The organism is Actinoplanes subglobosus (genome assembly GCF_042650585.1).
In the GTDB taxonomy this organism is placed as follows: domain Bacteria; phylum Actinomycetota; class Actinomycetes; order Mycobacteriales; family Micromonosporaceae; genus Actinoplanes; species Actinoplanes subglobosus.
The window spans coordinates 146,423-159,462 of the sequence record NZ_JBHSBL010000005.1; the positions used below are offsets into that span (position 1 = coordinate 146,423).

General features: G+C 69.9%; 9 protein-coding genes and 1 pseudogene. 5 read left to right on the forward strand and 5 right to left on the reverse strand.

The features are described from left to right. The 3 genes from qcrC to qcrB all read left to right on the forward strand — a co-directional run. The coding region (gene qcrC, locus ACFO0C_RS04230) for a cytochrome bc1 complex diheme cytochrome c subunit (protein WP_378065164.1) at nucleotides 1–784 on the forward strand (784 nt) is incomplete at its 5' end. Then, the gene (gene qcrA / locus ACFO0C_RS04235; protein ID WP_378065165.1) at nucleotides 781–1,881 is read left to right on the forward strand and encodes a cytochrome bc1 complex Rieske iron-sulfur subunit; all 1,101 of its coding nucleotides are present in this window, start codon (nucleotides 781–783) and stop codon (nucleotides 1,879–1,881) included. The genes qcrC and qcrA, both read left to right, overlap by 4 nt. Further along, on the forward strand, nucleotides 1,878–3,488 hold the full coding sequence (qcrB, locus tag ACFO0C_RS04240) for a cytochrome bc1 complex cytochrome b subunit (protein ID WP_378065166.1): 1,611 nt from the start codon (nucleotides 1,878–1,880) through the stop codon (nucleotides 3,486–3,488). The genes qcrA and qcrB overlap by 4 nt, the downstream gene beginning before the upstream one ends. A 900-nt stretch (nucleotides 3,489–4,388) precedes the next feature. Here qcrB and ACFO0C_RS04245 read toward each other — a convergent pair. The 5 genes and pseudogenes from ACFO0C_RS04245 to ACFO0C_RS04265 form a co-directional block, all read right to left on the reverse strand. Further along, entirely contained in the window at nucleotides 4,389–4,676 is a 288-nt protein-coding gene (locus tag ACFO0C_RS04245; RefSeq protein WP_093610781.1) for an Lrp/AsnC family transcriptional regulator, read from the reverse strand. Between the two features lie 985 nt (nucleotides 4,677–5,661). Further along, nucleotides 5,662–6,498 carry a sugar phosphate nucleotidyltransferase gene (locus ACFO0C_RS04250; protein ID WP_378065167.1) on the reverse strand — a complete coding sequence of 279 codons (837 nt, stop codon included), beginning with the start codon at nucleotides 6,496–6,498 and terminating at the stop codon, nucleotides 5,662–5,664. Nucleotides 6,499–6,899: 401 nt separating this feature from the next. Further along, a pseudogene (locus ACFO0C_RS04255) lies at nucleotides 6,900–7,424 on the reverse strand (NUDIX domain-containing protein); the annotation flags it as partial. Between the two features lie 31 nt (nucleotides 7,425–7,455). Then, nucleotides 7,456–9,240 (reverse strand): RelA/SpoT family protein, encoded by a 1,785-nt coding sequence (locus ACFO0C_RS04260; protein ID WP_378065168.1) that lies wholly within the window; start codon nucleotides 9,238–9,240, stop codon nucleotides 7,456–7,458. A gap of 158 nt (nucleotides 9,241–9,398) precedes the next feature. Further along, on the reverse strand, nucleotides 9,399–11,198 hold the full coding sequence (locus ACFO0C_RS04265) for a DEDD exonuclease domain-containing protein (RefSeq protein WP_378065169.1): 1,800 nt from the start codon (nucleotides 11,196–11,198) through the stop codon (nucleotides 9,399–9,401). Nucleotides 11,199–11,303: 105 nt separating this feature from the next. Between ACFO0C_RS04265 and ACFO0C_RS04270 the strand changes: the two genes are divergently transcribed. Both ACFO0C_RS04270 and ACFO0C_RS04275 read left to right on the forward strand, forming a co-directional pair. Continuing rightward, nucleotides 11,304–12,722 carry an NYN domain-containing protein gene (locus tag ACFO0C_RS04270; RefSeq protein WP_378065170.1) on the forward strand — a complete coding sequence of 473 codons (1,419 nt, stop codon included), beginning with the start codon at nucleotides 11,304–11,306 and terminating at the stop codon, nucleotides 12,720–12,722. 95 nt (nucleotides 12,723–12,817) lie between these two features. Next, entirely contained in the window at nucleotides 12,818–13,039 is a 222-nt protein-coding gene (locus tag ACFO0C_RS04275; RefSeq protein WP_378065171.1) for a hypothetical protein, read from the forward strand. The last annotated feature ends 1 nt before the right edge of the window (nucleotide 13,040 follow it).

The following is a 13,040-nucleotide window of genomic DNA, read 5'->3' on the forward strand; positions in this document are numbered from 1 at the left end:
CCGGGCGCGCCGGCGGCTCGGCGCGGCGGTGCGTATGCTCGCCGCCCTGGTGCTGGCCGGCGGCGTGTACACCGCATTCACTCCGGGCGCGTTCGCCGAGGACAACGTCCAGCTCTCCGCTGCCGGACGGGAGGGCAAGGCGCTCTACGACACCAGCTGCATCAGCTGCCACGGCCGTGACGGCCAGGGTGTCAAGGATCGTGGGCCGAGCCTGATCGGCGTCGGTTCGGCTTCGGTCGAGTTCCAGGTCGGCACCGGCCGTATGCCGATGACCCGCCAGGAGGCCCAGGCCGAGCAGAAGCCGCCGCAGTTCGACGATGCGCAGACCGAGCAGCTCGGCCAGTACATCCAGGAACTGGGTGGCGGCCCCGAGCTTCCCGACGGCCCGCTCGTCGCGGACCTCGAGTCCGACCCCGACGCGCTGGCCCGTGGTGGCGAGCTGTTCCGGGTCAACTGCACCTCCTGCCACGGCTTCGGCGGAGGCGGCGGCGCGCTCTCCTCGGGCAAGTTCGCCCCGAGCCTGGGCGATGCCACTGCCGAGGAGCTCTACGCCGCGATGCTCACCGGCCCGCAGAACATGCCGGTCTTCGGTGACAACCAGCTCACGCCGGAGCAGAAGAAGCAGATCATCACCTACATCTCGGTCCAGCTCCAGGACGACAAGGACCCGGGCGGCCTCTTCAACCTGGGCCGGTACGGCCCGTCGACCGAGGGCATGGCGATCTTCCTGATCGGTATCACGCTCCTGGTCTTCACGTCGCTCTGGATTGCGGGGAAGTCATGACGGCGGTTCATCACGGCGAGACCGGCACGCCGGTCGACGTCAACGACCCGCACCTGACGCGGTTCGACATCGTCAAGGAAGGCCTCCGGCGCGACGACATCGAGATCGTCACGTACGAGTCGCACTTCCACGGGCAGAACTCGAAGGCGGAGCGGCGGATCGTCCGCAACATCTCGCTGCTGCTTCTGCTCTCCGGGCTGTTCACCGCCGCGTTCCTGGTCTTCTACATCGTGTGGCCGTGGGAGTTCGAGCTCGGCCACACGATGAGTGACTACTACACCCCGATCCTGGGCGTCACGCTGGGTCTCGGCCTGCTGTCGCTCGGGTTCGCGATCCTCGCCTGGGCGAAGAAGCTGCTGCCGCACGAGCTGTCCATCCAGCAGCGGCACGGTGACCCGTCCTCCGACGACGAGCGCCTGATCACCGGCCAGACCATGATGTATGTGGCCGACGAGCTGGGTGTCGCGCGCCGGCCGCTGCTGAAGGGTGCGATCGCCATCGGCGCCGCCCCGCTCGGCCTGGCCGTCGCCGCCCCGCTGGTCGGCGGTCTGATCCAGAACCCGCACAAGGACAAGTACCCGATCATGTACACGACCGGGTTCGAGCCTGCGCTCAACGGCGGCAAGCTGGTGCGCCTCACCCGTGAGGACGGCAGCCCGATCCGGCCCGACGACGTGAGCGCGGGTGGTCAGATGACCGTCTACCCGGGCATCCCGCACGGCGCCACCAACCACTACGCCGACTCACCGACGCTGCTCATCCACCTCCGGGCGGACGACGCGGCCGAGACCCGCAAGAACGCCGAGGCCGACAAGAACGGCCGCAACGTGGGTTCGATGTGGGGCAACTATGTCGCGTATTCCAAGATCTGCACGCATGCCGGCTGCCCCGCCAGCCTCTACGAGCAGCAGACCAACCGTCTTCTCTGCCCTTGCCACCAGTCGCAGTTCCTCATCACGGACAACGCGCAGCCGGTCTTCGGGCCCGCGACACGTCGTCTGCCGATGCTGCCGCTTACAGTGGACGAGGAAGGTTTCTTCGTGGCGGCGGAAGACTACAGAGACGTCGTCGGACCTGACTTCTGGGAGCGGCCGTGAAGCGCCGAAAGATCGACCTCGCAGAGGCCCCGAAAAATTTCGCCAAGGGGGTCGACGACCGGTTCCAGGCAGCCACTCCGCTGCGCGGCCTGCTGAACAAGGTCTTCCCGGACCACTGGTCGTTCCTGCTCGGCGAGATCGCCCTGTTCTCGTTCATCGTGCTGCTGCTCAGCGGCGTGTTCCTGACCCTCTTCTTCGACCCGTCGATGAAGGAGGTCCCCTACGACGGTTCGTACCTCGCGCTTCGCGGCACCATGATGTCCGCGGCGTACGAATCGTCGCTGCACCTGTCGTTCGAGGTCCGCGGTGGCCTCTTCATGCGGCAGATGCACCACTGGGCGGCGCTGCTGTTCATGGCGTCGATCATCGTGCACATGGCGCGCATCTTCTTCACCGGTGCGTTCCGTAAGCCGCGCGAGATCAACTGGGTGATCGGCGTCGTCCTGTTCCTGCTCGGGTTCTTCGCCGGCTTCACCGGCTACTCGCTGCCCGACGACGGCCTCTCCGGCACCGGTCTCCGTATCGCCTCGGCGATCATGCTGACCCTCCCGGTCATCGGCACCTGGCTGTCCGCCGCCATCTTCGGCGGCGAGTTCCCCGGCGAGCTGATCATCGGCCGCTTCTACATCGCGCACGTGCTGCTCATCCCGGGCCTCCTGCTCGGTCTGATCGCCGCCCACCTGGGCATCGTGTTCAAGCAGAAGCACACCCAGTGGGCCGGTCCGCTGCGGACCAACGACAACGTGGTCGGCGAGCGCATGTTCCCGCGTTACGCGATGAAGCAGGGCGGCTTCTTCATGGCCGTCTTCGGTGTCATCGCGCTGATGGCCGGCATGTTCCAGATCAACCCGATCTGGCTGTTCGGGCCGTACCGCGCGGCAGAGGTCTCCTCCGCCTCGCAGCCCGACTTCTACGTCATGTTCATGGACGGCCTGGTCCGTCTCATGCCGAACTGGCAGATCTACATCCCGATCGGCGACGGCTACAGCCTCCCGCCGATGTTCTGGCCGGCAGTCGTCGGCCTCGGGGCCCTGTTCACGCTGCCCATGGCGTACCCGTGGCTGGAAGCGCGCAAGCTCAAGGACAACCGCAGTCACCACCTGCTCGAGCGGCCGCGTGACAACCCGGAGCGCGTCGGCATCGGCATGATGTCCTTGGCGTTCTTCATCGTCGCCACCATCTCCGGCGGCAACGACGTCATCGCCGACAAGTTCCACATCAGCCTCAACGCGATGACCTGGGCCGGCCGTATCGGCCTCGTCCTGCTGCCGCCGCTGGCCTACTACATCTCCGTCCGCATCTGCCTCGGTCTGCAGCAGCACGACCGGCAGGTGCTGGCGCACGGTGTGGAGACCGGCATCATCAAGCGGCTGCCGAACGGCAAGTTCATCGAGGTCCACCAGCCGCTCGGCCCAGTCGACGACCACGGCCACCCGGTCCCGCTGGAGTACGCCGGCTGGGTCGTCCCGAAGAAGATGAACCGCGTCGGCGCCCTGGCACCGGCCATCAAGGGATTCTTCTACCCGGTGGAGAAGCCCGCCGACATCCCGGTCTCGCCGGCTGTCGGAGGCCCCGCCAAGCGCGAGGAGATCAAGTCCGGGCGCTGACCCCAGGACATGTGAGGCCCGCCGGATCCCGATCCGGCGGGCCTTCCTTTTGGTTCGGCCCGCCGCCCGTTCTAGTCCGGTCTTCCGCCCGGCGGTGCTGACGTTTCGGGCGTCCGCCCACGCCTGTTCGCGGTGGTGAGCTTCACGCTGCTGAGCCCTCCGCCCGGGCAACCGCCCCTCCGCGGTGCGGAGGTTCCGCGTCTGGTCTTTCGCGGTGCGGAGGTTCCGCGTCTGGTCTTTCGCGGTGCGGAGGCTCCGCGTCTAGCCTTTCGCGGTGCGTAGGTTCTCCGTGTGCTGCCTTCCCTCGGAGCGCTCGGCCCATGGCTGGAGACTGAGAGCACCGGACGTCTGCGACGAGGATGGGAGCACACGTTTCCCGATCATGGTCGTTGACCACTGTGTTGACGACGATGAACGCACACCTGACCATGATCGTGCGACCTGGTCACTGCATAGCGAGGACAGGAGCACGCGAACAGTGATCGTGTACTCCAGTCCTCGCCGGCCACGGGCTTCGGTCCACGTCTGGCTTCGGCGGTGCGAAATGGTCCCACCAGGGAGGCTTGAGCCGGACCCGCCCCGTTTACCGATGCCGGCTCGAACTGGCGATCTCCGAGGCGACTATCCGCTGGTGAGAGGCTGGGCCATTTTCAACCGGCACGCTGGGGATCTCGGTTTTGGGTGGAGTCAACTGAAGCCGACCCGGTGGGGCCGGATACAGCTGGCGTAGCCACACGGCTGCGGCCCGCATCGGCGGGAACGACCGGCGCCAGGTCCACCCGGCACCTTATGGTCGGCTGGGAACGGCGGTCGACCGGCCGATCGGAGGGAATGACAGCCCCCGAAAGCTACCTGGTGAACCACAGGCTCCCGGTAGCCACGTCCGACTGCCGGCGCCTGTCAGTCGGCGTCGGGGAGGCCGATGGCGAAGGCGTCCTCCAGGTCGTGCTTGGAGTAGGCACGGAAGGCCACGAAGGTTTCGCTGTTGATCACACCAGGGGTCTTCGAGATGCGGCCGGCGATGACCTCGGCGATGTCGTCGAAATGCGGGACCCGGACGATCGCGATCAGGTCCACGCCGCCTGCGACCGAGTAGACCTCACTGACACCGTCCAGCGCGGCCAGGGCCTCGGCCACCTCGGGGATCGAGTCGGTCGCGCAGTCGATGTGGACGATGGCGGTGTTCACCAGCGGGCTCCTCGCCTATGAGGACGAATGTGGGTCGCGCCCATGCTATGCCGTCCCGCGCTGGTCCCGCATGCGCCCGGCCCTCACCGATCTTGCGGTCCTGGTCCTGCATGCTTCCTCATACCGCTGAGACGACGTTCCGAACCAGCCGGAGAGCCTCTGCCTGCCCAGAAGACCCCCGATCGTCTCCGGTGAGGGCGATGACGGTCACACCCGTTGCCGGGGCAGGGTTGGTGGCCGCCCTTGGGCGGGCGGCGGGGGCACCCGGACTCGACATCGGGTCCATCGGTGACCGACCTGTCGGCGATCCGGCTCGGCCGGGTGGGCGACGTGTCGCCAGGTAGGTGCGCGCGAGGCCTGGGAGCGGGGCCTGGGTGCGTGAGGCTGGGTGGTGGGACCCCTGAGGTTGGTGGTCGGACGCCTGAGGGGTGGTGGCGAGACGCCTGAGGTTGGTGGTCGGACGCCTGAGGGTGGTGGCGGGACGCCTGAGGGTGGTGGCGGGACGCCTGAGGTTGGTGGTCGGACGCCTGAGGGTGGTGGCGGGACGCCTGAGAGGGGGTTGCAGACGCGCTGATGGGTTTCATGTTTCGGGGTCGATGCGGATTGGCTGCTCAGGTGCCCTATCGGCGAAGGGTGCCGAGCGGCGATGAATCAATCGGCCTGCAACTGGACCTCCGGCTCGGCCCAGATGTGGCGGCTTCGCACGGCCTTCGCCCTGCCTCGGTCGGATGAAGAGGAGCGAAAATGCGCAAGTAGTGCGGTTGGAACTACCCAAGTCATTTGTAACCACCCTCTGAGGTGGTGGCGGGGCGCCTGAGGTGGTGGTGGGACGCCTGAGGTGGTGGGGCGCCTGAGGTGGTGGTGGGACGCCTGAGGTGGTGGGACGAGCTTGTGGCGGTGCCCTTGATGTGTGAGGCCGGGGTGGTGGGAGTTTGTGCGGTGGGCGCGGGGTAGGGGCGCGCGGGTGGGGCGGTGGGTGTACCGCTCAGGGGATGGTGATCGTCAGGCCTGAAGCTGTGCGGATCGCATCGGTGAGGGACTCGCCTGCGGCGACGTGGGCGCCCGGCCACAGCACGCAACGCGTCGTGGTTCCCTCGACGACCGCTCCGGCGCCCAGGATCGACTCGGTGGCCTTGCCGGTGACCCTGGCCGTCTCGTCGGCGAGGACGCCGCCGTGGGCGGCATGCAGATTGGCCTCCAGGTAGTCGGCCGGCGTCCCGGTATCGAGGTAGAGGCCCTCGTAAGCGATCAACTCCAGGTCGCCGGCTGCCTCGGCCGGGCGCCAGACGGTACGGACGAGGTTGCTGTCCACATCTGCCAGGTCCAGCACGTAGCGCCACGGCATCAGTGAGAACCCGGCGAAACGGCGGCCGCTGAAGCCTCCGGTGTCGCCGGGGAAGCAGGGTTTCGTCAGCATCCGCACGGTGTCGCCGGACCAGCCGTCGAGCAGGGCCGCGATGTCCTTGCCGGGGTCGCGGAACGGGTCGTGCAGGTAGGCGTCGGCGTTTCCGGCCAGCACGGCGCGGCCGTCGATCCATGGGCGCAGCCGGCCGATGCCGCCGGACGTGCCGATCGGGCCGTCGGGCTCCACCGACAGGTGTGCGCGGTCGCCGACGTGGGCGACGATCTGGTCGGCGAGGTAGGCGGCGTTCACGGCGACGGTGGCCGGGCCGGACAGGCCGAGGCCGGCGAGGCGGCGCAGCGCGTGATCCAGCAGGGGCAGGTTGCCGACGGGGCACAGCGCCTTCGGCAGGGTCTCGGTGAGCGGGCGCAGACGCTGACCCTCACCGGCGGCCAGCACCACCCCGGCAACCACGGTCACTGGGCGTCGCCCGAGGCCGGAAAGGAGCCCGAGGCCGGAAAGGAGCCGGAAGCCGGGGCGGAGCCGGAAGCCGGAGAGGAGCCGGAAGCCGGGGCGGAGCCAGAGGCTGGAAAAGAGCCGGAGGCGGGAGCGGAGCCGGAGGCCGGAAAAGAGTCGGAGGCCGGGGCGGAGCCAGAGGCTGGAAAAGAGTCGGAGGCGGGAGCGGAGCCGGAGGCCGGAAAAGAGTCGGAGGCCGGGGCGGAGCCGGAAGCCGGAGAGGAGCCGGAAGCCGGGGCGGAGCCAGAGGCTGGAAAAGAGCCGGAGGCGGGAGCGGAGCCGGAAGCCGAGCCGGAGCCGGGAGCGGAGCCGGAGGCCGGAAAAGAGCCTGGAGCCGGGAAGGGCATGTCGTAGGCGGGCCCGGCCGGAATCGACGGCGGGAACTCGCCGGAGCGCGGCCCGAGCCCGTAGATACCGAGCAACCGGGCTGTCGGCCACGTCAGGTCCGGCAGGTCGTCGACCGGGAACCAGCGCGCCTCCAGCACCTCGCCGCCGTCGACCGCCAGGGACGTGCTCGACGCCGGGACCGCGCCGAACCAGACGGTGTCGACCACGCCACCGTTCGGATGGACGATCGCGTTCGGGTTGCCGGGGGTCAGGTCGCCGGGCTCCACCCGTACTCCCGATTCCTCGAAGAGCTCTCGCGCCGCACCCACCGCGGGAAGCTCGCGGCGCTTGAGGATGCCGGCCGGAAGGCCCCAGCCGCGGCCGGGCGGCTGGCGCAGCAGAAGGATGCGCCCGGGGGCCTCGGCCTCCGAATCCCGGATGATCGCGACCGCTCCGACCAGGTATTTCGGGGAGACGGCGCGGGCGATGTGCCGCCGCATCGGGAGGGGCAGCCCGTAGAAGGCCTGATAGGCGAGGCCACGAATCTGCCGGCGAATGTTCACGCGGTAAGGCTAACGGGGGACGCCACGCGGCTCAGTCGGGGTGGTCGACCAGGGCGATGAGCTGCTCGACCACCGCGTCCGGTTCGAGGCTGCGCTCGCAGACGGCGACCAGCAGTGTCTCCAGGTCGGGGTAGCCCATCTCTTCGGCGAGCCGGCGCAACGGCACCTCGCTGGCCAGGCCGCGGTCGTGCTTGCGGAGGGTCAGCCCGATCGTGGCGCGGCCCAGGCGCACCTTGTCGGCGATGCTGATGCCCGGCTCGTTCGTCTCGTCGAAGAACTTGTTGATCTGCATCTGGGCCTGGCTGGACTTGACGAAGCCCAGCCACTCCTTGCGGGGGCCGCGAGGGGAGTTCGGCTCGACGTCGACCTGGCCTTCGGTCTCCGAAAAAATCTCCACGACGTCACCGTCGCGGAGAGGGGAGGAGAGCGGGGCGAGACGCCCGTTGATGGTTGCGGCGAGACACTGGTCGCCGTGGCGTGGACCCAGCTCGTACGCCAGATCGACCGGCGTGGACTGGCTTGGCAACTCGTAGGCGTTGCCGTGGGCGAAGACGGTGATCTGCCCCTCGGCGAGGTCACAGCGCAGCGAGTCGAGGAACTGGGCCGCGTCGGTCGTGTCGCCCTGCCAGTCGAGCACCCGTTTCAGCCAGGTCAGCTGGTCGGCGCCCGGTGGCTCGTCCGACTCCTTCGGGTACCGGTAGCTGGTGGCCACGCCGTACTCCGAGTAGCGGTGCATCGTCTTGGTCCGGATGAGCACCTCGACCAGCTTGCCCTCCGGCCCCACGACGGTGGTGTGCAGGGAGCGGTAGAGGTTGTTCTTCGGCGAGGCGATGAAGTCCTTGAAACGGCCGGCCACCGGACGCCAGCGGCCGTGGATCGCGCCGAGCGCCGCGTAACAGTCGGTGTCCGGCCCGTCGACGACCACGGCGATGCGGGGGAGGTCGAGCGGCACCGGGTGGTTGCCGGCGACCGTGTCCTTCCAGATCGAGTAGTAGTGGCGGGGCCGGGCGTGGACCTCGGCCGTCACCTTCTGCCGGCGCAGCGCCGCCCGTGCCTTGTGCGAGACGTCGCTCAGATAGTCGTCCCAGCCGGGCCGGTTCTTCACGTGCTCGTCGATCCGGGCGAACGAGTCCGGCTCCAGGTGGAAGAGCACGACGTCGTCGAGGTTGCGCTTGAGGGCCTGGATGCCGAGCCGGTCGCAGAGCGGGACGAGCACGTCGAGCGTGGCCGTGGCGATGCGGGCGCGGGAGGAGGCCGAACGGGCGTCGAGGGTGCGCATGTTGTGCAGCCGGTCGGCCAGCTTGATCACCAGGACGCGGACGTCCTTGCCGGCGGCGACGATCATCTTGCGGATCGTCTCGCCCTCGGCGGCCTTGCCGTAGTAGGCCTTGTCGAACTTGGTCACACCGTCGACCAGGTGGGCCACCTCGTTGCCGAAGTCGCCCTGCAGCGCCTCCAGCGTGTAACTGGTGTCCTCGACCGTGTCGTGCAGCAGCGCGGCGACCAGGGTGGTGGTGTCCATGCCCAGCTCGGCGCAGATCTGCGCGACCGCCAGCGGATGCGTGATGTAGGGATCGCCGCTCTTGCGGAACTGGCCGCGGTGCATGCTCTCGGCGATCTGGTAGCTGCGGCGCAGGATCGCGACGTCGGCCGAGGCGTGGATGCTGCGGTGCGTGCGAGCCAGCTCGGCGACGGGATCGTCGTCGTTGTTCTGAAAACTCAGCAGCGAGCGCAAGCGCCGGGTGAAGGACGTTTCCGAAGAGCTGGTCGGCAGGGCACGACCGAATGCGGCGCCGTGGCCGGCGTCGACGTCCACCCGGACACCCCCTCACCGATCGTCCGCGCCCAACCGGTGCGCGGAGTCGCCTCGCGTTTTCTATCGCAAGCGAATCATCGAGAAGGCCGGTCGCCAAGGCCCGGGCCGCAAATGTGACAAGTCACTACCGATGATTCATTACGACAGTTGCGCGTGCCTTACAGCCTAAGCGAGCGAGCGTCGTCCAAACGGTCAGTTACCGATAGGCGAACGGACGAGTCTTGACCCGACGCGGCCGCTTCAGCCCTGGTGAGAAGGCCGGAGAATCGCGCCGCGCCACGAACCGGTGACACCCAGTCGCCCGAGGTTTCCACCAAGCGGGTGTCCGGCCTCTCCAGCCAGGCGAGGATCCGCTCGGTCTCCTCGGCCGTCGCCGCCGGAACCGGGCCCGCACCAGGCAGCACCGTCTCCGCCGTCAGCTTCGCCGCGTCGAGGGTCGGGCGCGGATGCTCGCGCGGCGGGGACGTCGCCGCGGCGGCCAGCCGGCCGTGCCGGATCACCGCGATCTCCCAGCCGCCCTTGTCGTCGCGGCGGGCCGCCACCACCTCCGGCAGGCGGGTCACCGCGTCCAGCCGCTGCATCCGGATCAGGGCGCGCAGCAGGGCGATCAGACGGGACCGGATGACCGCCGCCTCCTCGTAGCGCTCCTTGCCGGCGAGGGCGTCGATGCGGGCCAGGATCGCGTCGATCACCGGGCCGGGGTCGCCCGACGTCGCCGTCCGGAAGGGGAGGGCGGCGCGGACGTCGTACTCCTCGGGGGTGATCTCGTGCTCGCACGGCGCCGGGCACCGGCCCAGCTCGGCCAGGGCGCACGCCGGCGTCTTCGAGCGCAGCGAGAGCTTGTGATTGCACTGCCGCAGCGGCACGGCGTCGTAGACGCCGGCCGCGGCCAGCTCGGCGGTCCGCCGCGACGAGAAGGGCCCCAGATAGGTCGCGCCGTCGTCGGCGAGCCGCCGGACGACGGACAGGCGCGGGAAGGCCTCCGCGGTCAGCTTCAGCCAGACGACCCTCTCGGGAAACTTCGACCTTCGATTGTACGGCGGAGCGTGCGCCGCGATCAGCCGGAGCTCACGCACCTCCGCCTCCAGCGGATGCGCGCACTCCACGGCCTCCACCCGCACCGCCGCGGTGAGCATCTCGGAGATCCGCGCCCGTTTCTCCCCGGCCGTGAAATAGCTGCGCACCCGGGTCGCCACATCCTTCGACGTGCCCACATAGAGCGGTCGCTCGTCGGCGGCCCGGAAGATGTAGACCCCCGGCACGTGCGGCAGGCCGTCGGCCAGGTGCCGCTGGCGGCGCTGGGCCGGGGTGACCGCCTTGGCGAACTCGATCGCGTCGCCCAGCGTGTGCACCTTGAAGCTGCCCAGCCGCTCGATCAGGCCGTGCAGCACGTCGACGGTCGCCTTGGCGTCGTCGAGCGCCCGGTGGTTGGGCTGGACCGGCGACCGGAAGAAATGGGCGAGTGTGCCCAGCTTGCGGTTGGGCACCTCGTCCCTGGTCAGGGCCCGGCGGGCCAGCGCTGCGGTGTCGAGCACCCGGGGGCCGGGCCACGGATAGCCGTGCCGGGCGCATGCCGCCTTGAGGAAACCGACGTCGTAGGGCGCGTTGTGCGCCACCAGGACAGCGCCGCGCAGGAACTCCAGCAGGGCCGGCAGCACCGTCTCGATCGGCGGGGCCGGCCGCAGCATCGCCTCGGTGATGCCGGTCAGGACGGTGATGAACGGTGGCAGCGGCTCACCCGGGTTGACCAGCGTGGCGAACTCACCCAGCCGCTCACCGGCCCGCACCTTGACCGCGCCGATCTCGGTGATGCCGCCGCCGTCCGGCGCGCCGCCGGTGGTCTCCAGATCGAGCACCACGAACGTGGTGTCCGCCAGGGACAGCGCCGCCGGGTCGACCGAGCCGTCGGCGGACAGCAGCGAGTCCAGAGTGCCCTGCACGTAGGCCGGTTGCGTCACGGGCGGCAACGATAGAGAGGGGGTACGACATAAACCGGCCCGGGGCGGGAAAAGATCACTTGCTCCGCTGGGCTAATCGGTCGTCCCCGGTGTGAGAATGGGGAGATGTCCGCGCTGCTGAACCCTGACGACCGCCCCGAGGAGGAGGCGGTGCCGGAGGGTGCGGACTTCTCGCTTTCGCCGGATCTCGATCTGTTGCCGTCGGCTGGTCTCGACCTGTCGCCCGAGCCGGTCCTTCCGGAGGCGGTCCGGCAGCGCATCACCGTTCTCGCCGCGGCCGCCCTGCCCGGGCTCCCGGCCGACGAGATGCCGGTCCCGCTGCGCCGGGTCGCCCGGTTCGCGCCCAACCGCCGGGCCCGCCTCGGTGGCCGTGACATCGCCGCCCAGCTGGTTGCCGATCCGCTGTTCCGGCAGCGCATCGGCACCCGCATCATGGCCGACGCCGGTGACCTCGGCACCGCCGTGACCAGCGGTGTCGCCCCGGCCGCGGCCGACCCGGTCGAGGTGGCCGCGCTCGCCTACCTGGCCCGGCCGGACGGCTGGCGGGAGCTGATCACGGCGGCCGGCGACGCGGTCCGGGCGGAGGCCGACAGCGCCGCGGTGACCGCGCAGGTCCGGGCGGCCGAGCAGCGTGCCACCCGTGCCGAGCACGACCGGGCCGTCGCCCGGGTCGAGGCCGACAAGCTCCGCGACGAGCTCGCCCGGGTCCGCGAGGAGCTCGGCCAGCTGCGCGAGGAGGCACGGACCACGGCGAAGGCGCTGCGCGAGGCGCAGGCCGCCCAGAAACGGGCCGCCGACCTGCTGGCGACGGAGAAGGGCCGGGCCAGCCGTGCCGCCCTCGACCACGACGCCGAGCTTCGTCGCCTGCGGTCCCGCCTGTCCGACGCGGAGGCGGCCGCCGCCACCGGCAAACAGGCCGCCAAGGACGCCCGCGCCGTCGACGACGCCCGGCTCTGGCTGCTGATCGAGACGATCGGCCAGGCCGCCTCCGGGTTGCGCCGGGAGCTGGCGATCGGCCCGGCCGAGAAACTGCCGGCCGATTTCGTCGCGGACAGCGCCGCCGACCGGCCCGGCGCCCCCGAGCGGTCCCGGGCCCGTGCCCAGGACACCGACGACCCCGGCCGCCTCGACCAGCTGCTCGCCCTGCCCCGGGCGCACCTGGTCGTCGACGGTTACAACGTCACCAAGCGCGGCTTCGCCGACATGTCCCTGGAGCAGCAGCGCAAACGCCTGATCACCGGCCTCGGCGGGATCGCCGCGCAGACCGGCGACGAGGTGACCGTCGTCTTCGACGGGGCCGAGCGGGTGCACGGTCTGCCGCCGGCGCCGCGCGGGGTGCGGGTCCTCTTCTCCAAGAAGGGCACCACCGCCGACGAGCTGATCCGGCAGCTGGTCCGGGCCGAGCCGCCGGGCCGCCCGGTGGTCGTGGTCTCCTCCGACCGGGAGGTCGCCGACGGCGTGCGCCGGCACGGCGCCTACCCGATGGGCGCGGATTCTCTGCTGCGCCGGCTGTCGCGCTCGTAAAACTGTCATACCCCTCGCTTAGCGTGACTGTCACCGATGGTGGCCGGTCCGTCGCTGGTTCGCAGGCGGGGCCGACCTCCCGATGAGGAGGGGTAATGATCATCGATTGTGGGCGCTGCGCCGAGCGGAGCGTCGATTGCAACGGCTGCCTGGTCAGCGTCCTGATGGACACTCCCGACGGCATCGCCGACCTGACGCCGGGCGAGCTGCGGGCGATCGAGATGTTCGAGCTGGCCGGGTTCGAGGTGGAGCTGCTGGAGACGCCGGCGCCGCCCGCCGTGGCGCCGTTCTTCCGGCCCGGCCGTGACGTGGCGTGAT

Excerpts from the sequence above, each read along its gene's own strand:
- qcrA (WP_378065165.1), top strand. The coding sequence starts at position 781 with ATGACGGCGGTTCATCACGGCGAGACCGGCACGCCGGTCGACGTCAAC.
- ACFO0C_RS04275 (WP_378065171.1), top strand. The coding sequence starts at position 12,818 with ATGATCATCGATTGTGGGCGCTGCGCCGAGCGGAGCGTCGATTGCAAC.
- ACFO0C_RS04270 (WP_378065170.1), top strand. The coding sequence starts at position 11,304 with ATGTCCGCGCTGCTGAACCCTGACGACCGCCCCGAGGAGGAGGCGGTG.